Source organism: Novosphingobium sp. ES2-1, from assembly GCF_015169775.1.
Lineage (GTDB): Bacteria > Pseudomonadota > Alphaproteobacteria > Sphingomonadales > Sphingomonadaceae > Novosphingobium > Novosphingobium subterraneum.
The window spans coordinates 200,944-222,397 of sequence record NZ_CP063449.1 but is presented as its reverse complement, the minus strand read 5'-3'; the positions used below and the strand labels follow the sequence as shown (position 1 = coordinate 222,397).

General features: G+C 63.0%; 18 protein-coding genes. 7 read left to right on the top strand and 11 right to left on the bottom strand.

Translation table 11 applies throughout. The features are described from left to right. The first annotated feature begins 2 nt into the window (after positions 1–2). Complete coding sequence (locus tag IM701_RS21690; protein ID WP_062348169.1) at positions 3–1,331, top strand: type II toxin-antitoxin system HipA family toxin; 1,329 nt, start codon at positions 3–5, stop codon at positions 1,329–1,331. Between the two features lie 699 nt (positions 1,332–2,030). Continuing rightward, complete coding sequence (locus tag IM701_RS21685; RefSeq protein ID WP_231735700.1) at positions 2,031–2,228, top strand: AbrB family transcriptional regulator; 198 nt, start codon at positions 2,031–2,033, stop codon at positions 2,226–2,228. 9 nt (positions 2,229–2,237) lie between these two features. Here IM701_RS21685 and IM701_RS21680 read toward each other — a convergent pair whose 3' ends face one another. The 3 genes from IM701_RS21680 to IM701_RS21670 all read right to left on the bottom strand — a co-directional run bounded on the left by IM701_RS21680 (position 2,238) and on the right by IM701_RS21670 (position 4,804). Next, on the bottom strand, positions 2,238–2,600 hold the full coding sequence (locus tag IM701_RS21680) for a hypothetical protein (RefSeq protein ID WP_062348165.1): 363 nt from the start codon (positions 2,598–2,600) through the stop codon (positions 2,238–2,240). Between the two features lie 70 nt (positions 2,601–2,670). Further along, a complete protein-coding gene (locus tag IM701_RS21675) occupies positions 2,671–4,008 on the bottom strand; it encodes an anti-phage deoxyguanosine triphosphatase (RefSeq protein WP_062348163.1) in 1,338 nt (445 codons plus the stop codon). A gap of 193 nt (positions 4,009–4,201) precedes the next feature. Continuing rightward, a complete protein-coding gene (locus tag IM701_RS21670; RefSeq protein ID WP_193829244.1) occupies positions 4,202–4,804 on the bottom strand; it encodes a MucR family transcriptional regulator in 603 nt (200 codons plus the stop codon). A 155-nt stretch (positions 4,805–4,959) separates the two neighbouring features. Between IM701_RS21670 and IM701_RS22340 the strand changes: the two genes are divergently transcribed. Further along, entirely contained in the window at positions 4,960–5,790 is an 831-nt protein-coding gene (locus IM701_RS22340; protein ID WP_370584395.1) for a hypothetical protein, read from the top strand. 18 nt (positions 5,791–5,808) lie between these two features. Here the strand turns inward: IM701_RS22340 and mobF are convergent, their stop codons facing one another. From mobF to IM701_RS21640, 5 genes are all read right to left on the bottom strand, one after another. Further along, on the bottom strand, positions 5,809–8,775 hold the full coding sequence (mobF, locus tag IM701_RS21660; RefSeq protein WP_062348160.1) for a MobF family relaxase: 2,967 nt from the start codon (positions 8,773–8,775) through the stop codon (positions 5,809–5,811). Between the two features lie 3 nt (positions 8,776–8,778). Then, the gene (locus IM701_RS21655) at positions 8,779–11,178 is read right to left on the bottom strand and encodes a type IV secretion system DNA-binding domain-containing protein (protein WP_062348157.1); all 2,400 of its coding nucleotides are present in this window, start codon (positions 11,176–11,178) and stop codon (positions 8,779–8,781) included. Next, positions 11,171–11,464 (bottom strand): hypothetical protein, encoded by a 294-nt coding sequence (locus IM701_RS21650; protein WP_230487991.1) that lies wholly within the window; start codon positions 11,462–11,464, stop codon positions 11,171–11,173. Before IM701_RS21650 ends, IM701_RS21655 begins: the two co-directional genes overlap by 8 nt. 588 nt (positions 11,465–12,052) lie before the next feature. Beyond that, entirely contained in the window at positions 12,053–12,466 is a 414-nt protein-coding gene (locus IM701_RS21645; RefSeq protein WP_193829243.1) for a single-stranded DNA-binding protein, read from the bottom strand. 282 nt (positions 12,467–12,748) lie between these two features. Further along, on the bottom strand, positions 12,749–13,660 hold the full coding sequence (locus tag IM701_RS21640; RefSeq protein ID WP_193829242.1) for a HEPN domain-containing protein: 912 nt from the start codon (positions 13,658–13,660) through the stop codon (positions 12,749–12,751). Positions 13,661–14,158: 498 nt separating this feature from the next. On the opposite strand from IM701_RS21640, the gene chrA reads away from it, so the two are divergent. The 3 genes from chrA to IM701_RS21625 are packed head-to-tail and all read left to right on the top strand — an operon-like array spanning position 14,159 to position 16,693. Beyond that, a complete protein-coding gene (gene chrA, locus IM701_RS21635; RefSeq protein ID WP_193829241.1) occupies positions 14,159–15,484 on the top strand; it encodes a chromate efflux transporter in 1,326 nt (441 codons plus the stop codon). A 16-nt stretch (positions 15,485–15,500) separates the two neighbouring features. Then, positions 15,501–16,235 carry a superoxide dismutase gene (locus IM701_RS21630; protein WP_193829240.1) on the top strand — a complete coding sequence of 245 codons (735 nt, stop codon included), beginning with the start codon at positions 15,501–15,503 and terminating at the stop codon, positions 16,233–16,235. Between the two features lie 11 nt (positions 16,236–16,246). Then, positions 16,247–16,693 (top strand): chromate resistance protein ChrB domain-containing protein, encoded by a 447-nt coding sequence (locus tag IM701_RS21625; protein WP_193829239.1) that lies wholly within the window; start codon positions 16,247–16,249, stop codon positions 16,691–16,693. A 204-nt stretch (positions 16,694–16,897) separates the two neighbouring features. On the opposite strand, the gene IM701_RS21620 is transcribed toward IM701_RS21625, so the two are convergent. The 3 genes from IM701_RS21620 to IM701_RS21610 form a co-directional block, all read right to left on the bottom strand. Next, the gene (locus IM701_RS21620; protein WP_193829238.1) at positions 16,898–17,638 is read right to left on the bottom strand and encodes an SDR family oxidoreductase; all 741 of its coding nucleotides are present in this window, start codon (positions 17,636–17,638) and stop codon (positions 16,898–16,900) included. Between the two features lie 35 nt (positions 17,639–17,673). Then, positions 17,674–18,345 carry a TetR/AcrR family transcriptional regulator gene (locus IM701_RS21615; RefSeq protein WP_193829237.1) on the bottom strand — a complete coding sequence of 224 codons (672 nt, stop codon included), beginning with the start codon at positions 18,343–18,345 and terminating at the stop codon, positions 17,674–17,676. A gap of 414 nt (positions 18,346–18,759) precedes the next feature. Further along, positions 18,760–19,791 carry an IS110 family transposase gene (locus IM701_RS21610; RefSeq protein WP_062345709.1) on the bottom strand — a complete coding sequence of 344 codons (1,032 nt, stop codon included), beginning with the start codon at positions 19,789–19,791 and terminating at the stop codon, positions 18,760–18,762. A gap of 231 nt (positions 19,792–20,022) precedes the next feature. Between IM701_RS21610 and IM701_RS21605 the strand changes: the two genes are divergently transcribed. Beyond that, positions 20,023–21,405 (top strand): aromatic ring-hydroxylating dioxygenase subunit alpha, encoded by a 1,383-nt coding sequence (locus IM701_RS21605; protein ID WP_193829236.1) that lies wholly within the window; start codon positions 20,023–20,025, stop codon positions 21,403–21,405. Positions 21,406–21,454 lie beyond the last annotated feature (49 nt).

Sequence of the window (21,454 nt, the reverse complement as noted above, 5' to 3'; positions counted from 1 at the left end):
CCATGGCGCGCAGAAAGATCCATGCTCCGCTGGATGTGCTGATCAACGGTCGTCTCGTCGGTCGCCTGGAAAAGGCGGCCAGTGGCGCGACCAGCTTTCAGTATGCGCGCGCGTGGCTGGGCTGGGAACATCGCTTCGCCATCTCGCTCTCGCTGCCGCTGGTCCCGACGGCCTATCGCGGCGCGCAAGTGGCCGCTGTGTTCGACAACCTTCTGCCGGATCGGGATACCGTGCGCCACCGCGTGGCCGAACGCATGGGGGCGCAGGGCACGGATTTCTACAGCCTGCTGGAAGCGATCGGTCGCGATTGCGTGGGGGCGATGCAGTTCCTTCCCGAAGGCGACACGCAAGCCGATTCGCTGGATGTGAAGGGTGAGCCGGTCAGCGAAACGGAGATCGAGGCCATGCTAGCCGATTTGGCTCGCGCACCGCTCGGCGTCGATCGCGATCACGAGTTCCGGATTTCGCTGGCGGGTGCGCAGGAAAAGACCGCGCTGCTGCACATGAACGGACAGTGGCTGCGTCCGGTCGGCACCACGCCCACGACGCATATCCTCAAACCACAGCTCGGACAGATTCCCAGCGCCGATGGCATGATTGACATGTCCGACAGCGTGGACAACGAACATTACTGCCTGAACCTGATGGCGGCCTTCGGCCTTTCCGTAGCGCATACGCAGATCGCCACGTTCGGGACGCGGCGGGTGCTGGTGGTCGAACGCTTCGACCGGCGGTGGCGCAGTGACGGGCGCCTCTTGCGCCTGCCGCAGGAAGATTGTTGTCAGGCGCTCGGCCTTCCCTCGACGCTCAAGTACCAGAGCGATGGCGGGCCGACCATGCGCGACCTTCTAGGCCTGCTGAAAGGCGCCGACGATCCACAGGCTGATCAGGCCGCCCTCTTCAAGAGCCAGATCCTGTTCTGGCTCATCGGAGCGACCGACGGTCATGCCAAGAACTTCAGCATCTTCCTCGATCCGGGCGGGCGCTACCGCCTGACGCCGTTCTATGACGTGCTGTCCGCGCAGCCCGCCGCCGACAAGGGCCAGATCGCGCCTGCCCGGTTTCGCCTGGCCATGTCGGCGGGCCGGAACCGACACTATCGCGTAGGCGAGGTGATGGGACGGCATTTCGTACAGACGGGCAAGGCGGCGGGCCTTGGCCCTGCCACCATGGCCAAGGCGATCACCGAGCTGCTCGACCGGGCGAGCGAAGCGGCGACCCGCGCGCGCGCCGCGATGCCTGAGGATTTTGCCATCTCCGTTCACGACAGTATCGCCCCCGCTATCGAGCGGCGGCTACCGCATCTGGCGAGTGCTCTGGAGGACCTTTAGGTCAGGGCCTCGCCGCTTTTTGCCGAAACGGCAAGACTGCGCAAGGCTTCCTGTTGCAACGCTTATGCGCTTGCGAAGATCTTGCGCCCTTCGGCCTGCAACGCCGCCAGCACCCTCAGCCAAGAAGGATCATGGATGCTACACCGACTAACGTCCCTGTTTCGTCGCAAGGCGACATCCTGAGGCGCGGCAGGCGCTGTGAGAGGAACGGACACCCCTTCCCCCCGCCGCGCCAGCGTGGCGCATGGCTTGCCATGCCGCAGCAGTGCCAAAAAGCTCAGGCGCTTTGGCATCACTCGCCACGTCTTCCGGAACCGCGTTGGCTTCGCCGCCCGGGGTATCCTTCAACGGTGGCGTCGGCCCGACATTGTCGCGAATCGTCTGGGCACGGTGGGCATGACATGGCTGATTGGCTTGCTGCGCGTTTCCCAGCTCATGGTGGCCTCTGTGTCCAATTCAGCCCGAACAAAGCGACGCTGATGACGAGGCAAGATCACGCCGCCGCCGCTCTCACGGGGGCGTTGATTTAGAGAGTTCAACAGCAAGATGGAATTTGGCACCACCAAGCTGCATCTGACCGAATTCTTACCGATGGAGATCGCTATGGCGATGCAAAAGCGGATCACGACCGTAATCTCGACAACGGGTCGGGTCACATTACCCAAGGCGATCCGCTAGCACCGTAATTGGACGCCTGGCATGCGCCTGACGGTTGAGGAAACAACCAATGGCGTGCTTCTCAAGGCTATGCCGGCCTTCACGGACACCTCGATTGATAACGTGTTCGGCTCGATGCGCCATGGCGGCAAGGCACTCTTCCTTGACGAGATGGATGCCGCCATCGCCAAGGAAGTAAAGCGCCGTGCGCACGACCGACCACCCCATCAAAACGGGTGAATGGGAAGGTCAAGCAAAGCCACCAGCGGCGATCCGGCTGAGATAAGCGCGGATTTTTGCCCCCTGCCCTTGACGGACCAGCTCTTCGGCGGTGGCATCGCCAAACGAAGGAAGGGACTGCGATCGGTACCAGGCATAGGCAGCCAGCACGCTTCCAGCCCAAGGGATCACCCGGTTGATAATTTCGCTCATCTCGCGCAGGCGCGACTGTGTCGTCACGCTATGGCTACGGGTAGCTTTCGATACGGCATCACGCGACAACCCGGCCGCAATCGCCAGTTCCGATTTGGTAATATGGAGCGCAGCCGCCAGCTTATCCGCCGAAACGCCTGCGGCGCCGGTTACCTCGTTGAGAAATGTCGCAGACGCCACGTGCCTCACCAGATTGCTGGATGGTGCCACAACATGTGGGGCGCGCGATGCTGTTGTGTAGGCACCACGGTCAAAGGCGGTCGAACACCGAGCCCATACGCGGGGAAAACAGGCGCTCGTAGGTCTTGAGCAGGTGCGTGTCGGTCATCGCCGCGACGTAATCGCAGATGATCCTGACATCGCCGTGCGCAGCGTCAAACTTGCCGAACTCCTCGCGCGGCAGGAGGCGGGCAGGGTCCGCCTGCATCGCCTCGAACACCGCCACGACCATTCCCTGCCCCTTGAACTCGAGGTGCTGCACGGCGGGCGAGGCGATAACCTCGCGCACCACGAAATCCTGCAAAACATCGAGGAACTGGCGCTCGCCATCGCGCACGCGGACCCGATAACGCAGCAGCGGCTCGACGAACGCCCCGTGCTCGACATATTCAACCGCCGTCAGGAAGTGATGAACAAGGCGCCCGATGAAGCGCTTGCGCGTGGCAGGCCCACCGAACAGGCCGTCGACCATGTGCGAGAAAACGTCATTGGCGCTCTCGCCGGGATACTTGGCCTTGAGCGCATCGAGGAAAGTCGGACAGCGGTCTTGGACCGCGGCGGCAAAGCCCTCTCGCGTGACAAGATCAAGCGCAATTGCATCCTCGAGGTCATGCACGCCGTAGGCAATGTCATCTGCTGCATCCATGATCGAACAGTCGAGCGACTTGTGCAGCGGTTTGCCGTGCTTGTATGGCAATAGCGCAAACGACTGGAACTCTGCGCGGTCGGTATCCGACAGGGTCTCGAGGATCCAGTCGACCACTTCCTGCTCGCTGTCGTGGTAGCATTTGGGCGGCTTGCAGGCCTGCCCATCGAGCACCTTGATCGTGGTCGGTCCTTCGATCAGGCCGGGTATCCGGGCTCGGTCGCGTACCAGGCTGTAAGCGACAGGATACTTGAGCACGCCAAGCATGGTACGGCGGGTGAGATTGGCGCCCGCATTCGCTGAAAAGTTTTCAAGGCGGCCCAGGATCCGCAAGGTCTGGCCATTGCCTTCGAAGCCGCCATGGTCCCGCATGCAGTAGTTGAGGGCGATTTCGCCGCCATGCCCGAAGGGCGGGTGGCCAAAGTCGTGGGTGCAACCGATCGAATGGATAGTACCGCGATCGGGCAGGATGGCGCTGGCCGGGTGATCCGGGAACAACTTTTCGAGCTGGCGCGCGATACCACCGGCGATTTGCGCCACTTCCAGCGAATGGGTCAGGCGCGTCCGGTAGAAGTCGCTGTCGCCAAGATTCAGTATCTGGGTCTTGCCCTGCAGCCGTCGGAACGAGGCGGAATGGATGACGCGCGAATAATCGACGTCACCATCGTCGCGCGCGTCCTCGCTCTGCGGGTTCCAACCTTCGCGCCGCGCATGCCAACTCATAGTGTCTCCGTATCGAACTTCCGGTGCAGTTGGCACGCCCGCGCGGAGCATTCAAACCCCATCGGCGCAATTCCGGCGGAAGGAGGCCGCCGACAGAGCGGCTGGCATCGCTTCATCGCAAGAAGCAGTACCACCCTTGACGTGCCTAGATGGGAAACGCGCAAGGCGGCCCGCGCAGCTTGCAAGTGAGAGGTCAGCCCTTTGCAGGCACATCCGTTGCCGCAGTGGCTGGCGCGCTATCACCCAACGCCACCTTGAGCTTCTTGCGCGGCCTGGCCTTGGGTCTAGTGGCGGCCGCCTGATCTCCAGTAAGAACGGCCATGGCTTTGACCGGCGCGGCCTTGCGCTTTGCGGCAGGCTTTGCAGGGGCCGCCACCTTGGGTGCAGGCACAGCATCCACGGCCTTGGGCTTGCGCCCCAGACCCAGGCTCAGTGCGAGTTCCTTGCGGCGTGCCGTGTATTCCGGTGCCACCATCGGGTAATCGCGCGGCAGGTTCCAGCGCGCGCGATAGTCATCCGGCGTCAAACCATGCTCGCTCGACAGATGCCGCTTGAGCACCTTGATTTTGGTGCCGCAATCAAGGCACGTGATGGCATCGGACTTGACCGATGCGCGCACAGAAACTGCAGGCGTGCGCTTTTCTTCCACCGGTTCGACCGGCGCGCCAAGTCCTGCCAGCGCCCCATGGACCGACTGGATCAGTCCCGCCAAATCATTCGGCGCAACAGCATTGTTGCTGACGTGGGCAGTCACGATATCGGCAACTTGCGAAAGCAGGGTTTCATCGACCAACATAACTACTTTCACTTTGTGAACTTCGGCATTCTGCTGCCGGTTTGCGCACGTGTGCGCAACCGAGGATCGGCAGGTTGCACATCCATCCGATAAGCATTGTCGCGCCGTACAGGCAGACTTTGGAACGACCTAGATGCTCTGCCCCACATCCTGCGATGGCCAACGCTTTCGGCGCTGTCAGGTCTGACACTTTGCCCGAGCGCGCTCAGGCGAATGAAGCCGAAGCCGCTCACTTCCACGATGCTCCCCAGAGCGATCGCAATCGACGAGAAGATCATCGAAGGCACCCTGCAATCGGATGGGAATTGGCAAATGACACTTCACCCCCGGGCAATGTGTCAGGACTGACAAAACAACATGCGCCAAGCCTCGGGGGATTCACAAGATTCAACATTTGTGCTTCTTTCTTCCCCGGTATGTTTCAGGCTTCGTTCTCTGCTTCCGCCCAGGGCGGCAACGACATGGCGGCTTTGCTCCATGCGATCGCCGAGGCCAGTTTGCGTCCGCGCTATGCGTTCATGGTCCTGACCCTGATTGCCGAAGCCGCAGACAGCGACGGCAAGGCAGGCCCGTTTGTGCGGCGCGGCAATCATCACTACAGCTTGCGCGACTGGCTCAGCGACAGCCTTACGCCGATGGGCGCGCGCGACCCTCGCCGTCTTGCGCTCGCCGAACGGGTCCGCGACGAACTGCAACGCCAAGGCAAACTAGCGCGTGATTCTGCCGAAGCCGCCCTGCTCCTCGAGCAGGAAGTGCGCGACCGCATCCGCATTTCCACCAAGACCAATCTCAGCCGCGCGGTGTCTGAACTCGTCCGTGCCGGCCTCGTGCGGCGGCACTATGCCGGCTTCCGCGTCGACCATCAGAACCGGGGCGGTCATCGTCACGTCGTTTATACATTGGCGGGCCAGGCACGGTGCCTGCTGCACCCTGCGCCCGCCAAGCCGCAGCGGTTGGAACGGCAGAGCGAGTTCGTTTTCAACTGATTTTGGGCCTGCGTCCCTCTAGAGACCCAGATCGAGGCGCTTTTCTGGAACGCGCGCCTCTATTCCCTTGTGCTTGTCCGGTTCGGCCCGCAGCGATGACGGCGTGACGCTCGCGCGTCGGGAAGCGGATTCCGAATGTGGCGTGGCTGCCTGGTCGACCTGCTTCTCCCCGATCGCTTCGAGCGCACTGGCCTTGTCACCGCGATTGCCCTCGATGGTCCGCAGCAGCGCATCGCGATCGTTAGTTACGACTTCTAGCTCATCGCGCACCCGCGTCGCCATCACATAGGTAAGCCGCTGGCTCGAGAGGTGCCGCTCTCCGCTGTGCATTACCCCAATGCCGCGATCGGTGGTCATGCCCTGGGCTTGGTGCATGTTGATGGCATAAGCGAGCCCGATGCGCTCGAGCATCGGATCATTGCGCGCCAGTGCAAGCACCTCACCGCGCGCGGTTTCGATACGCACGCCGTCCGGCTCGATCGCGACTACGCGCGCCAGCGCGGAATTGAACAGCCCCCGGTCTTTGTCGTTTGCGCTCCAACGAATGCGATCGCCATCGTGCAGGCGGATCTGGCTGACCTCATGGAGCGTCAGCGCATCGCGCGTCTCGCCTGGCATGATTTCGCCTGGGCTGAAGCGCACACGGCGACCTTGCGCATCGCGCAGCGTCACCTGCCCTTTGGCATTCACGAAGGCGACGTCGTATCTCCCAGCCTCGAGCCCCGCGGGCCGATCGCGCCGGAACACCTCGACGACCTGCCCCCTGCGGTAGGTCGCTGCCAGACGCAGCTCCTCGCGCGTCGCATTGACCTTTTCCAGCGTGGCGAGCGTCAGCCCCTCGCCTGTCAGCGCGCCCTCGGCCTTGAGACCTTGCTGGACCAGCACGTTCAACTCGCTGCGCGTTTCACGGCCCGAGGCGTACAAGGCGGTCCGTGCCCGGTCGTCGGGTCCCAACGCCAGCCAGCGTCGGGCCGCGACTGCGCGATAGTCGTCGCCCGCACTGGCCACGCGCTCGCCCAGCACATCGAACGCCTCGCGGAATGCGCCCGCGCGGGTCAGCGAGGCCACGACCTTCATCGCCTCGGTGCGCTGCCGCTGGCTCTGCTCGAGCTGCGCGATGGCAGGCTCGTGCGCCTGGACCAGGCTGAAGGCCTTGCCGGCATCGACCGGCTGCAACTGCTGACGGTCGCCAATCAGCACCATGCGCTCGATGCCCACCCGGTTGGCAATCGTGACCAGATCGTTCATTGCCTCGGTCGGGACCAGCGAGGCTTCATCCAGCAGCAGGATCTGCTCGGCAAGGCGCGCGCGCGATTCCTCGAAGCGCGCACCCGTCTCGCCGCGCAGAACCGCGCGATGCTCCTGGACAAAGGCCGCAACCGTCCCGGCAGGGATGGCGGCCTCGTCGCGCAACATGTCGACCATCTTGTTGGCCATGGCGAGGCCGGTCACGCCCCTCCCCTCTTCCGCCGCCAGCGTCGCGATGCTGCGGATCAGCGTGGTCTTGCCCGCCCCCGCCACACCCTGCACCACGACGAACCGGTCGGCGCTCGATAGCGCCAGCACCCCTGCCGCCAGTTGCTCGCCTGTGAGGGGGTGATCGCCGACGCCTCGTTGAAGGCGCTCAAGAGCCTCGCCCGCAGCCACGATCATGCGCCCTTGCCCCCGGCCGGCATCGATGCCGTCGAGCAGACGTCGCTCACCCGCGATATGCGTCGGCGTCGTCACATGCGTGACCAGGCCATCGGCGCGCATCGAGCGCCCGGGGATCAACTGCCCCTCCTCGCGCAAAACGCCAAGCCGCGCCTCGACCCTGTCGATGGTCACGCCTCTGATGCCGAGATTGAGCGCCGTGCTGGCGAGATCGCGCAAGGCAAAGGCGGCCTCGCGTTGCGCAAGGATGCGCAGTGCCGAAGCTACGGCAAGCTCGGTCCGCATCTGCACCGGAGACAGTTTCAGGCGCGCGAGACCATTGGTCACCAGCGGATCGTCGGGGAGAAGGTAGGCGCCGACGCTCTCGCGAATGGTGCGCAGGATCATGCCGGCCTGATGCAGCGTCCCGACCAACCCTTCGCGCGGGGGACCGGCAGCGCTGCGTTCGCGCGCGGCCGCGACCAGCGCGCTGCCTGTAAAGCCCAGGCCGTCGGCCCGTTCGAGCCATGCCGCGCGCAAGGCGGTACGATCCTCGAGGTCGATCTTGTCGTCGCGCGTGCGCTTGGTGATTTCGCGGAGCGAGCGCGGCTCGTCCGCGCCGCGCCCCAACTCGGCCGCCTTGGCGAGGATGTCCTGACGCCGCTGGCTGAACGCCTCAATCACCCCCCTGGGGACACCCTCGATTTCAAACTGGCCGTGCTTGCCGGTGATGCGCGTGTCGTAACCGAGCTTTTCGACCTCGGCGCGCAATGCCGCATGGTAGGCGCTGCCGATCGCGGCATTATTCTTCCAGAGTTCGCCGTTCCACAACGCGCGCCACTGGCCCGAGGCCATCCGCGTGATCGCTGCGACCACGACATGGATATGCGCCTGCGGATCGAGCTTGCGGCTCGTGTCGTGCTGGAACATCGCATAGACAAGATTGCCGGTGCGCACCGCATCGCCATTGCGGTTGTGATCGTAGGTGCGTGCCTCGGCGAAGGTCTTTTCGACCCAGGTCATGGTCTGGCGCACCGCCATGTGGTGCGCGGTGAGCAGGCGTTCGTCCCCCGCGACATAGGCGAGCACGCTCGCCGCCTTGGGCATCGAGAAGGTGAGGTCGATCCCGGCGCGGCGGTGTTCGTGCGCATTGACTACGCTCCCGTCGGGAAGCGCACCATTGAGCAAGGTCTCGAAGGTGGCCTTGTCCACGTCACCGGACAGACCGAGAGCCGAGGCTCCCTCCCCGCCCCACTCGCTCATCTCGGACGCGTGCTCGCCAGTGTAGTAGTCGTCCTTGGCAAAATAGCTCGCGGCACCGCCCGCCGAGCGCACCGGCGCGACCGACAACATGGTTCACTCGCCCAGTTGGGGACCGTCGTCGCGATCGGGCGACGGCGGTTGCTCGTTGCCCCCGCGCGGCCCCTGCCGCTCGTCGTACCCAAACCCGAGCTGGTCCTCGCGCTCGCCTGACGTTGGGTTGGTGGCTTTACGCGGTACAGACGCCCCGCCCGGGCGCGATTGTCCTGTTAGACGCTGGCCGCCCACGGCGCGCGCTTCGGCACCCGCCTGCGTGCGCATCGCACCAATCCGGCCGACAAGCCCGGAAGCCGCCGTGGGTGAGGGCTCTTGACGAGCCCCCTCGCCCGGAGCACGCGTATCCGCCTCCCGCTCATGGGCCCCGACGTCGCCGCGGTCGCCCGTGGTGAACAAATCTTCGTTCGCGCCGCGTGGGAGAGCCGATGGCCTTCGGTCCGATCCAGCCTCCTCGATTGTCGGATCGGCGCGCGCGACATTTTCGGTGCTCCCTTCTCCTTCGACTGCTTCTTTCTGACCACCCGGCGGAACCCATGCGACCGGCGTCAGCGTCATCCGGCGCCGATAGGGCTCGGCGACCTCCGGATAATGACGCCATTCGAGCCGTACCCGCGTCGCCGGGAAACCGTCGGGGAACTTGAGGAAGCCATACAGCGTAGGCAGGTTCATGATGTCGGCGGGGAGGACCAGCGGTTTCACATCGGTGCGCGGGGTCAGCGTCGAGGCATCGCGGGTGTTGTTGTAGCCGTAGGAATAGGCCTCATCCATTTCGCGGACCTCGCGATCACCGATGAACTCCGAGCAAACCCGCGCTGTCTCGGGATCGCCGGTGGTGAGAATGAGCTTGGTGCGCGCAAGCCCCGCAAGGTTGATCGCACCCTGTTCCCCATAAGTCTCGGCGAGCTTGTCGAAGCTGTGCATGCCGAGCACGAAGGCGCCGCCGAACGCGCGCGCGGTCTGCAGACCATGCTCAATCGCGGGCAGGCGATGAAGCGCATGGACTTCGTCGAACAGGAACCAGGTGCGCAAGTCGCGCGTGCGATCGAGCCGCATCAGCGCGTTGACCGCCATGTCCATCCACAATGTCAGCAATGCCCTGTTGAGCGTAAGGTCGGTGTGGGTCGAGGTAATGAACAGGATCGAGCCGTCCCGCCGCTCCTCGCGCATCCAGCGGTTGATCGAGAACGGCGGCAGGCCGTCCTCGGTCGGATCGGGGAGAAAGCGCAGGACCTGAGCATTGGTGTTGAACACCGCGCGGATCGATTCCGCCATGCGCGCCGCCTGCGTCGCGGTCAGCGGATCGGCGATCGTGTTCTCGAGCATGCGATGCACCGCCGAGAGGTCGGCGTGCATCAGGTGGTGCGCGATGGCGCCGTTCGAGGTCAGACCGTCTGCGGCAAGGCGCACGCACATCTCAACGAACAGCGTACGCGCGGCCATTGCCCAGAACGGCTCGGCACTAGCACCATCGCTCGGGATCAGCGCCGCTGCTGCTGCAGTGAAGTCGGCGTAGTTCTCGCAGTCGTTGAAGACTGTCCAGGGTGGGCAGCGCTCGTCCATTGGATTGAGGATATGATCGCGCGCTTGATCGTAGAATGCCTCGACGAAGGCGCCCGTAAGGTCGAAGATCACGCAGCGATGGCCGCGCAGGCGTGCCTGCCGGACAAGATCGCGCAGTTGCGTGGTCTTGCCCGCGCCCGTCGTGCCGATCAGCATCGCGTGGCTTTGCTCGAGCCGCCAGGGGTACGGTAGGCCCGCCATGTCGTATGGCGCAGGCACACCCAGCGCGATCCGCCGGGCGGGCGCAATCTTTGCCACTCGGTGCGCATCGAGCGACGGATCGATTGCGGCAAGTTCGCGCACCAGTTCGGCGTGGTTGTGGTCGGCGATTTCGCGAAGGAGCACCGCGCGGTCAACCAGCATCGCGCCGCGCTCGTGCCGCTCCTTGAGAATTTCGAGGCCCCGCCGGCGCGATATGTCCACGAACCAGATCGTTAGCGGCACGGTGAGGAAGGTCGCCCCGATCCCGGCCGCCATAAGGCAGCGCAAAGCTTTATCCCAAGCGACGCGGACCGCGCCGTTGTACGGCACCGCCCCCATCGGAATACAGATCATCCGATCCGATGGCAGCGTCAGGTTGATCGCATGATGCGGGTCAAAATCGACCGCTTCCCAGGCAAGCGCATAGAGCTTCATCAGCACGAGCTGGATCTCGTGATCCTCCATGTGGAAGGTGAGGATCAGCGAAGCGAGGATCGAGAAGACAAAGAAGCCGATCACCAGCGGCAGCTTAACCCCTTGCCAGGTCATCAGCACTTCGTGTGTCAGCAGCTGCGACCCGCGGGTGAAGTGCCCGGCATTGCGCACCACCTTGCCGCGCGCCGAATGATGGCGGACCGTCGCTGGCCGGCCGTCGAAGCGGATGCCGCGCTCACGCATCGTGGTAGGCCTTCAAGCGCTCGATGGTGAGGCCTGGAAGCCGTTCGGCGAAGTCCGGATCGGCGAGTGTCAGCAGCCGGTCGGTCGCCGCCTGCGTGCTCTCGATGATCGCGATCAGCCGGGTGAGGTTCACCCCGTGCCCCGCCTCCACGAAAGGCAGCGCCACATCGATCAGCTGGCGGGTCAGTGCCGAACGCGATGTGCCCACCGCACTGGCCAGCGCATCGATCCGAAGCAACTGCGCGTCAGATAGCGCAACGCCAACGTTCCTGAACTCTCTTCCCATCGTTCTCTGCCCTTCGCAGGAACGTGGGTTCGGTCATCGCATGGGACATACTACGCTTCGCGGATCAGCCTGTCGAACGCAAAGCCTGGTGCAGTCGGCTGCAGTCCGAAAACATCGATAAATTATATATTTAGACCGAAACCACATCATGGTGCAGCGGGCTGCACACGCGCGCAATCGGCTCAAACTGGCAGAATTCTGCCCTTCTTGAGGACGGCCCCGCCGTGTACGGTGTGCCTGTCAATAGGCAGGATTCAGGCCCCTTGGACCGGTACTGGCGGCTTGATGGAAATCTCTGGTTTCTCCCGGATTCCTGCGGGATTGCGGCCCGTTAGGGCCGTGGCGGTGGCCGCGACCACGTCGAAGCGACTGGGACGAAATTCACCATTTGTTCCGTTTGCGGGTACAAATAGCCATCAGGCGTGCCCAAACTGCCTGACCCTTCCGAACGACCATTTGGCCATGCAGATGGTCTTCGACGGCCGGGGCCAAGGGTCCACGGGTGAGTACAAAACCTGACGACAAAAGGCCCCTGCGGATCGTCCGCAGAGGCATTATCGAGGATGATCCTGGTGATGATAGGCGGCGCTACTTCGAGCGCCGCCGGGTGGTCTTGGCAGGAACTGGTTCTGCGGTTTCCTCCAGCGGGAGTTCGGCATCGGCTGCCGCCTTTTCCTTCGCCTTCGCGAGGAAGTCGACCTGCTCGGCGATGATCTCGCAACCGTAGCGGACCTGGCCGTCCTTGTCGGTCCAGCGAGTGTAGTGGATGCGGCCCGTGACCATGACCAAGGCGCCCTTGGCGACGTGTTCTGCGACCTGCTTGCCGACGCCGTTGAAGCAAGTGACGCGATGCCATTCGGTCTCGGTCTGACGATGTCCCTCGCCGTCCTTGTAGTGGCGCGTGGTGGCGAGGGAGAGGCTGGTGACCGAGGCTCCGCTCTGGAGGTTGCGCACTTCCGGGGTGTTGCCGACGAAGCCTGCGAGGATGACGGTGTTCTTCATGGCGAATTCCTTTTGAAGCTCATTTGAGTGTCCAAGGGACCATCCCTTCGACTGAGCCCCGAAAGGTCCGGGGGCGGAGAGGACCGCACGAGCGACGCGAGGAAACCCCGCAGGAAGGAGTGGGGCGGGCAGCCGCGCAAAGCGCGGCAACACGGTCCGCGCCGGCGCGGGTTGCGTGTCCTGTCCGGCTTCGGACAGGGGCGTATTTCAGTCTCGGAAGGGGATGGTTTTTGGGCGCGGGCGAGCGTTCACGATGGCCTGTCGCGAAGAACCAATCCTGCCTCAGGCAGCCTTGGCAAGAACCTCGATGCGCGCCTCGCAGGCGCTCTTCACCAGCCCCTGGAGCACCTCCACCCGCCCCGCGATCCAGGCGAGTTCGTCTGCCGAAATTCGGTAAGATGGCGCGTACCTTGCCTTCACATAGGCATCGCGCAGCAAGGCATAGCATCGCTTCTCGAAGCGCCCGGTTCGCGGCCAGACATCCTTCAGCACGGGCTCAAGTTCCTCGGCCATGTCCCGCAAGCGGTTGAGGTTATGAGTCTTGGGCGAGTAGAGCGTTCGAACGAGGAACAGGCAGTGGTAAAGGCGCTCGGTTGCTTGGTGGAGGTCGAAGGCAGCGAACTTTAGCTGCTGATCGGCCATACTGGTGTAGGCGCGCTCGACCGAATCCCGGGCACTCTCAAACCATTCCTTGAAATAGTCCTGCGTCGCCTCGAGAGCCTGCTGGCAGGACAGTGGCATGGGCTGGACGAAAGCGGATTCTGCCTCCTCGAACAGCACCACTCCATCATTCAGAATGTCCATAAAGAAGTACCGGCCGAGCCGCAGCTTGTCGTTCACATCCTCGAGGCTGTGGTAGATCAGGCTGACTGGAGTGCGCAGGACAGTGCCTGCCGACAGGTCGGCAAGCAGCCTGCTTTCGGTCGCTTCCCAGAACTGGGCGATGTCAGTGAGATCGTCGTGGTTCACGACCACCAACAGGTCGTAATCGGAAAAGTAGCGGCCGACCGGTTCTTCGACCCAATCTCCGCGGGCATAGGAACCGATCAGCACGATCTTCAGCAACTTGCCTGCGCGATAGCGTGGCTGCGTGCGATGCGCGATTGCCTCGGCACAGCCAGCGCGGACCGTCGCGACGACGTGCCCGAGTTCGCGCCGCTTGCCTTCGGGGAGATGATCGAGGCCGGATTTCATCAAATTTGGAATCGGCGGATTCCATCTCTTGCCAAGGAAAAAGTGTAAGCGCCCTGCGGCAAGCGTGGAAGGACATGAACTGGCGATATGGGAGGGTAGGGCTTAATGGCAGAGGATGGAACAAACTCGCCCTTGAGCGGAGCGACTGTGAACGTCGGGCTGCGCCGAAACCGGCCATTCGCCGGTCCACCAAGGCCCGCTCTCCTATTTCAAGGCCTGGAGTGAGTACGGAACGGTAGGTCTGGGCTGCGGCTCCGTCGCAACCAGGCGTTCATTTTCCCGTGGAGGTCGCTCTAACCCGCCGACTTGCGACAAGTACAAGTCGATCACTTGGACCCGCGAGCGACCTCCATCCCAGTTGGACCCAAGCTTGACCGCTAACAGAACCGGTGTCACAGTGTTCGTGTCGGGATCGAGCAACCTCCCGGTCAGGCGTCAGCCCAAGCGTTGCCTTTCACTGGTCCGCTCTTTGGCGGGCGGAAAGGCGTATCGAGGGCAATGGCGCGCGGTAACCTAAATTCCCTGCAAATTCCTACTTTTCGTGAACTCGTGAGGGTCTCCGTGCGAATCGGTTGCCTGAGCTTCGGCGGGCCGGTCGGACAGATCGCGCTGATGCACCGCGAACTAGTCGAAGAGCGGCAATGGGTCACCGAAGATCAATACCTCCACGCCTTGAACTTCTGCCATCTGCTGCCGGGTCCCGAGGCACAGCAGCTTGCGATCTGGATCGGATGGAAGCTGCATGGCCTTAGAGGCGGCCTTGCTGCGGGTCTGCTCTTTGTCATTCCGGGCGCACTTGTGATCCTCGCGTTGTCGATCCTCTATGGCTACGCGGCGCACCTCACCTGGTTCGCTGCGCTTTTCCTCGGGATCAAGGCCGCGGTGCTCGCGATCGTGGTGCAAGCGCTGCTGCGAGTTGCAGGACGGGCGCTTAATACCGGGTTCAAGCGAGGCATCGCGCTCGCAGCGTTTGCTGCGCTGTTCGTACTGAATCTCCCGTTTCCGCTTGTCGTGCTCGCCGCCGGGGCTGCTGGGACGATTGCCGCGGCAACACGCCCGGACCTGCTGGCGCTGAAGCAGACCGACAAGGCACCGGAGCTCGCCCCGCGCCCCTGGGGGGCCAGCATTCGCGCTATCGTAGTTGGATCGCTGATCTGGGTCGCACCGATGGTGATGGTGTTCATGACGCTCGGCCCCGACCATGTGCTTTGGCAGGTCGGCGCATTCTTCTCGAAGCTGGCAATCGTGACCTTCGGCGGCGCCTATGCGGTGCTCGCCTACATGGCGCAGCAGGCCGTGCAGGGCTTTGGCTGGCTGAGCGCTGGGGAAATGGCCGACGGGCTCGGCCTGGCCGAGACCACGCCAGGGCCGCTGATCATGGTGACGCAGTACGTCGGCTACCTCGCGGCGTTCCGCGCGCCTGAACCGTTCACACCGCTCGTTGCTGGAGTCATCGGTGCGGCGTTGACGACCTGGGTGACTTTTGCCCCCTGCTTCCTCTGGATCTTCGCGCTGGCACCGTGGATCGAACGGCTCGAACATGCCCATAAACTCAAGGGTGGACTAGCCGCCGTGACTGCGGCGATCGTCGGAGTGATCGCCAACCTCAGCCTGTGGTTCGCACTCCATGTGCTTTTCAAGCGGGTCGGATCGGTTGAGCTCGGGTCGCTCACGATCTCGGCGCCCGAACTCGCCAGCTTTGACTGGCGCGCAGCCGTCTTGGGAGCACTTGCCGCGTTCCTCATCTTCGGCCGCAAATGGAACATCATCCGCGTGCTCGCCTTGAGCGCAGCAGGCGGCCTTATCCTCGGTCAGATCGCTTGAACAGGAGCCTCACACCATGAACGACGTCTCTCGCCGCAACGCCATTGGCAGCATTGCGCTTGGCGTCGCAGCCGCAGCAGCCCCAGGTCCCGCTGCTGCCGTCACACCCACTTCCGGAGGTGCTCCCATGACCAGCCCCGCTCCCGCCTTTGCCGGCGGCCATACCGTCAAACCGCTCGGGTTCGATCCCACCAACCTTACGGGTCTCTCCGAAAAGCTGATCCGCTCGCACTGGGAAAACAACTACCAAGGCTCGGTAAAGACCCTCAACATGATCGAGGGTCGGCTTGCCGCCGCGATGGCTGACAAGGATCTTCCACCGGTCGTCTATGGCGGTCTCAAACGCGAGGAACTGCACCGCACCGGCTCGGTGATCCTCCACGAACTCTACTTCGAGCAGTTTGGCGGCAATGGTCTGGCGGCAGGAAGCATCCGGGATGCACTGGCTGCCAGCCACGGTTCGTTCGAAGCGTGGGAAACCGAGTTCCGGCGCACGGCGATGGCGCTGGCGGGCGGCTCTGGCTGGGCCATTCTCGCCTGGAACCAGTACACCCGCTCATTGCATAACTACTGGGCCTGGGATCATACCAACGGGCCGGTCGCTGGAGTGCCCTTGCTCGTGCTCGACATGTACGAACATGCCTTCGCCATGGATTATGGCACGGCCGCTGCGAAATACGTCGACTCCTTCATGCACAATCTCGATTGGGCAGTGGTCGATGCGCGTTACCGCTCCGCATCTCGTACCTGAGGCGCACAGCGATGAAATGGGTCACCCGTGAGCGGCCGAAGATTGACCGGATTGCCTGCCCGTGGCTGATCCGGCGCTTCATCGAACCCGAGGCCGAGTTCCTCTACGTTCCGGCAGATCAGGTGCTCGACACCGCCGAGACTGAGGGAGCCATTCCATACGACATCCCCGGCGTGGAATTCAGCCATGTCGGGGAGAAATGCAGCTTTGATGCCATCATCGAGAAATATGCGCTGACCGATCCGGCACTCCTTCAACTGGCCGTGATCGTTCGTGGTGCAGACACCTCGCGGCTCGACCTGGCCCCGCAATCGGCGGGCTTGCTGGCGATGTCACTGGGCCTGTCGGCCAATTACGCCAACGATCATGATATGCTCGAACAGGGTATGGTGATGTACGACGCGCTTTATGCCTGGTGCCGGTCTTGCCAGAATGAGGCGCACAATTGGCCACCTTAGGCATTTAGCGGACAAGCGAGCAAAGCAAAACGATAGAAGTGCAGGCTCCATTTCGCTCAATGGGTTCCCTAGATGGCGGCTTTGTCGGCGTCTGCAATCTAGACCCTAGGGTTCATTTCAATTATTCTACCAGGTTTCCCTCTAATATCTTCAGAATCACGACCGCCTAAAGCATAATGTCGAAGGATAGGTCGGATTCCGACATTATCGGGCTGTAAAACCATTGTCGATCACGAGCTCTGCGCCGCTCATGTAACTGGCGTCGTCGGACAGCAGGAAGAGGATGCCAGCTGCAATTTCGTCGGGTTCGGCAAGCCTGCCTGCCGGAAGCAGACTGTTGAGCGCGCCGCGAATTTCGTCCGAGCCTCCGAGCTGGTCGACGATCGCGTCGGCCATTGGTGTCTGGGTGAGCGCGGGGTGGACGGAGTTGACGCGGATACGGCTGGGCATGGCGATCGCTTCGAGCGCGGCGGTCTTGGTCAGCAGTCGGACCGCGCCCTTGCTCGCGGTATAAGCGGCTGCACCGGGCGAGCCGCGCAGGCCTGCGGTCGAGGACAAATTGACGATCGATCCGGTGCCGGCAACCTGCATCGCGCGCATCACGTGCTTGCAGCCGAGGAACGTTCCTTCGACGTTGACGCGCATCACTAACCGGAAATCCTCGATCGTGGTTTCAATAGTCGTGCCCATGCGGATCACGCCGGCCGCGTTGACCAGTCCGTCGATCCGGCCGTCGGAGGCAGTCACCGCTTCAACCAGCGCGATCCAGTCGTCCTCACTTGTGACGTCGCAAATGTGGTCGACCATGCCTGCAAGGCCGCAGGAAGTCAGGTCGGCCCCATGAACGACCGCGCCTTGCGCGACCAGCCGCTCAGCGGTGCGCTTGCCGATTCCAGACGAGGCTCCGGTCACGATCACGACTTTGCCTCCGAAACGCCCGTCCATCCCGCTCTCCTGTCTTTGCTTGTTTTTCTGGAACTTCAGTCCTGCAGCGCATTCCGCAGCACGGTCTTGGCATAGCCGAGCAGGTCCGCGACGACCTCGGGCTGCACCTGACCCGCGAGTTGTCCGTAGGCCATGCCCTCGAGCACATAGTGCGCGATATTGCCCGCCTGCATGACCTGGGGATCGGCGTAGCGCCAGCCGAACGCCTGTCGTGCGGTCTCGTACCAGTCGCGGAGGAAGGCCTGATAGCGGGGCGCGAATTCCTCGGTCAGTTCGGCATCGCTGCGGGCCAGCAGAACGAGTTCCTGGTAGGCGCGGAAATCGCGCTCGTTGAGGTGCTTCCAGTGTGCATCGATGATCTGGCTGGCGACGTCCTCGTCCGGCCCGATCGCCTCGACATCCGCCTTGAACTGGTTCAGGCGGCGCACGTTGATGTACTCGATCACCGCGCACAGCAGGTCGCGACGGGTTGCGAAGTGGTATTGCGCGCCCCCGCGTGAAATTCCCGCGCGGTCTGCAATCACGGCAAACGACAGCTCGTGCGCGGTCCCTTCGAGCAGGCAATCGACCGTTGCTTCGAGGACCCTCAGCCGCATCGTCTCGCTTTTGGCGAGCTGGCGCGCGGAAGGTCCCTCGCTGCGGCGCCGCGGCGCGCGCGGACGCGGAGAAGAATTCGCCTCACCGATCACACCGCCGTTCGAAGTCACGCCCGTCCTTCCCCTTCCGCGGCCTTGCTGCGCTCGCGGGGCATCTGTGCGTCGCCTGTCGCAGGGGCGCAAGTCAAGCCGTCGCCACGGCCCTATCTAAAAAACGAGCGACCTAACAGGTTTTGTTGACAGCCGCCGAAATGCGCATAGTTTCTCAAAAAACGTATGGCCCGCCCCGTCTGCAAGGGGGATTTTGAAGTGTTCTGATCAGTCTGCGTCAACGTATGCGGTCTCATGGGTGACCCCATGGCCAAGATGGACATCCGCACGTCTGGAGCCACAATAAAGACGCCGGCAACGAGTGCCATTTTTTTGGCCGGGCTTTCCAGACGCCGATCGACTGTCAGGCCATCTTCACGATCCTTCCTGCAAACATCGTTGGCCTATGCACGAAGATGCGTGCGGCCGATCCGGTTATGCCGCGACTGGGTAGCCGCGTTCGAACGTCGCGTCCTTGCGCAAGGCCGCCCATGCGATCCGCGCCAGCTTGTTGGCCAGCGCGACGACGATAGCATTGCGGTGGACTCCTCGCTCGATCATTCCTGTCAACCAGCGCCCCAACGGGGTCTCGCTTCGCGCCAGCGACGGCAATGCTGCTCGGGCACCGTGGATGAGCAAGGTGCGCAAGTAGGTGTTGCCTCGCTTGGAGATGCCGAGCAGCCGCGGCTTGCCGCCGGTAGTATGCTGACGGGGCACCAGACCGAGCCAGGCACCCAGGTCTCGGGCTTTGGCAAAGCTGCTGGCATCGCCCACGGCTGCAATCAGGGCAGTTGCGTTCAGCACCCCGACGCCGGGGATGGATGTGAGCCGCCGGGCAGCCGCGTCATTGCGCGCCAGCTCGACAAACTCGCCGTTCAGCGTTTCCACCCTGGTATCGAGTTCGCGCCATTCGGCACGCAGTTCGGCCACCAACTGGCGCAGACGCGGTGACAAGGTCGTATCCTCATCGGCCAGCAGGGCATCGATGCCGAGTTCCAGCTTGCGCCGCCCAACCGGGAAAATGGTCCCGCGCTCCAGCAGGATCGCCCGCAACTGGTTGGTCAGGCTCCTGCGCTCAGCCACCAGGCGCGAGCGAACCCGGTGGAGCGTCTGGATGTCCAACTGCTCCTGGGTCTTGAGTTCGACGAAGCGCATCGTTGGACGCGAGGCGGCCTCGGCGATCCCCTCGGCGTCGCGGTCATCGTTCTTCTGTGCTTTGACATACGGCCGTACGTACTCCGGCGACATCAGCCGGATCTCATGTCCGTGCGCGGCGAACAGGCGCCCCAGATAATGGGCACCGCAACATGCCTCCATCGCGACCACGCACACAGGAAGCTTGGCAACGTAGTCGACCAGCGTCTGGCGGCGCATCGACCTGCGTACGACGACAGCTCCCGCCGCATCCACGCCCACCACACTGCAGGCATTCTTGCCCAAATCAACGCCAAGGATCACAATAGACATCGGTCCGCTCCTTTCCTCTTCAAGCACCAGCATCATATCCGATGCCGGGGAAAAGGGGCGGGCCATCCCATAAAGCTGGCTGGCATGTTTTAATCCGGCGGCGCATTGCGGAGAAATCGAAAGGCACTGCGCGAGCGTACACTGCTTGCGCGGCGACGGGCGCAGCATGCCCGGCCAAAGCCACTTCCCACGATGCTGCCGCCGGGCCGTCCATGAAAGGATTGCCCGAGTATGGCCAAGATAGAAGACCGGATGATCGAGGTGCTGGGTGCCGAGCGCCAGCAGACTCAGGCGCCAGCGTTCGTCCCGCGAAAGCCCATCCCGATGTTGGGCTACCAGCGCATCGACGGCGCGCGTTTCCATTCGCCCGAGTTCATGCAGGCCGAATGGGACCACGTCTGGACCAAGACCTGGAACGTCGCTTGCCATGTCTCGGAACTCGGCGAACCCGGCGAATTTCGTGTCCATACGCTGGGCAAGGAATCGCTGCTGTTCGTGCGCGGCGAGGACGGTGAAATTCGCGGCTTCTTCAACGTCTGCCAGCACCGTGGGAACGTGCTTTGCCAGGTTCAGTCGGGCATGGTCGAGCGATTCACCTGCCCCTATCACGGATGGCAGTGGAACAATGATGGCAGCCTTCACCTGCTGTCGCGGCCCGAACTGTTCGGCCAGTTCAAGGACGGGGTACCGAAGGGCGAACTCGACCTGCCGCCGGTCCGCACAGACACTTGGGGTGGCTGGGTCTGGTTCAACCTCGATCCGTACGCGATCGACTTGCGCAATTTCCTAGGTGAGGCGGGCCGGCACCTCGAAAGCTACGAGCTCGAGAAATTCCAGCTGATCGACCAGGCCACATTCGAATGGAACGGCAACTGGAAGCATGCGCACGATGCTTTCAATGAATCCTACCATTTTGAGACGCTGCACGCCGACTTCATGAACATCACCGAAGGCTACGATGTGCCGATCGAATTGGTGGGCATGCACAGCCGGATGATCAATTTCAACCTGACGGTCAGCGAACTGCTCGGCAATGCCGAGGAGATGACGCCGCTGCGCGAGAAGTTTCTCGGCATCGGCACACAAGTCCCGGCGGACTACCAGGGCAGCTTGCGCGACATTCACCTCGAAGTGATCAAGGCCAAGCGCGCGATCCAGGACCAGACCCACTTGCCCTATCGCCGGATGAACGACGAACAGCTGGTCCACCAGTACCACTACACGTTCTTCCCCGGCACCACCTTCACTCAGACGCCCGAGGGATCGATCGTTTTCCGCTATCGCCCGCACCCGACCGACCCGGCGTTCTGCTACTACGACTTCCTGATCACCGAGCACCGCGCGCCCGGCAGCAAGCCACCCTTGGTGACGCCGCGGTTCTTCCGCCACGACGAACTCGACGACTACGCCGACGCCTTTCCCGACACGTTCGACCCGTTCCTTGCCAACGTGCTCAAGCAGGATGGCTCGAACATGCCGACGATGCAGCAGGGCACCGGCTCATTGGGCTTCCGCGGCATGATCCTGGGCGACCAGGAAGTGCGCATCCGTCATTTCCACCAGCAGATCGATCGCTGCCTGATGGGCGATTATCCATGGCTGCACGCGACCTGAGCGGACCCTGACAACCAACTTATACAAACATCGCATAACGACAAAAAAG

Excerpts from the sequence above, each read along its gene's own strand:
- IM701_RS21655 (WP_062348157.1), bottom strand. The coding sequence starts at position 11,178 with ATGCGTGAGCGCGGCATCCGCTTCGACGGCCGGCCAGCGACGGTCCGC.
- chrA (WP_193829241.1), top strand. The coding sequence starts at position 14,159 with ATGGCGCGCGGTAACCTAAATTCCCTGCAAATTCCTACTTTTCGTGAA.
- IM701_RS21675 (WP_062348163.1), bottom strand. The coding sequence starts at position 4,008 with ATGAGTTGGCATGCGCGGCGCGAAGGTTGGAACCCGCAGAGCGAGGAC.
- IM701_RS21620 (WP_193829238.1), bottom strand. The coding sequence starts at position 17,638 with ATGGACGGGCGTTTCGGAGGCAAAGTCGTGATCGTGACCGGAGCCTCG.
- IM701_RS21690 (WP_062348169.1), top strand. The coding sequence starts at position 3 with ATGGCGCGCAGAAAGATCCATGCTCCGCTGGATGTGCTGATCAACGGT.
- IM701_RS21650 (WP_230487991.1), bottom strand. The coding sequence starts at position 11,464 with ATGGGAAGAGAGTTCAGGAACGTTGGCGTTGCGCTATCTGACGCGCAG.
- IM701_RS21630 (WP_193829240.1), top strand. The coding sequence starts at position 15,501 with ATGAACGACGTCTCTCGCCGCAACGCCATTGGCAGCATTGCGCTTGGC.
- IM701_RS21685 (WP_231735700.1), top strand. The coding sequence starts at position 2,031 with ATGCGCCTGACGGTTGAGGAAACAACCAATGGCGTGCTTCTCAAGGCT.
- IM701_RS21625 (WP_193829239.1), top strand. The coding sequence starts at position 16,247 with ATGAAATGGGTCACCCGTGAGCGGCCGAAGATTGACCGGATTGCCTGC.
- IM701_RS21645 (WP_193829243.1), bottom strand. The coding sequence starts at position 12,466 with ATGAAGAACACCGTCATCCTCGCAGGCTTCGTCGGCAACACCCCGGAA.
- IM701_RS21605 (WP_193829236.1), top strand. The coding sequence starts at position 20,023 with ATGGCCAAGATAGAAGACCGGATGATCGAGGTGCTGGGTGCCGAGCGC.
- IM701_RS21610 (WP_062345709.1), bottom strand. The coding sequence starts at position 19,791 with ATGTCTATTGTGATCCTTGGCGTTGATTTGGGCAAGAATGCCTGCAGT.
- IM701_RS22340 (WP_370584395.1), top strand. The coding sequence starts at position 4,960 with ATGGCCAACGCTTTCGGCGCTGTCAGGTCTGACACTTTGCCCGAGCGC.
- IM701_RS21670 (WP_193829244.1), bottom strand. The coding sequence starts at position 4,804 with ATGTTGGTCGATGAAACCCTGCTTTCGCAAGTTGCCGATATCGTGACT.
- IM701_RS21640 (WP_193829242.1), bottom strand. The coding sequence starts at position 13,660 with ATGAAATCCGGCCTCGATCATCTCCCCGAAGGCAAGCGGCGCGAACTC.
- mobF (WP_062348160.1), bottom strand. The coding sequence starts at position 8,775 with ATGTTGTCGGTCGCGCCGGTGCGCTCGGCGGGCGGTGCCGCGAGCTAT.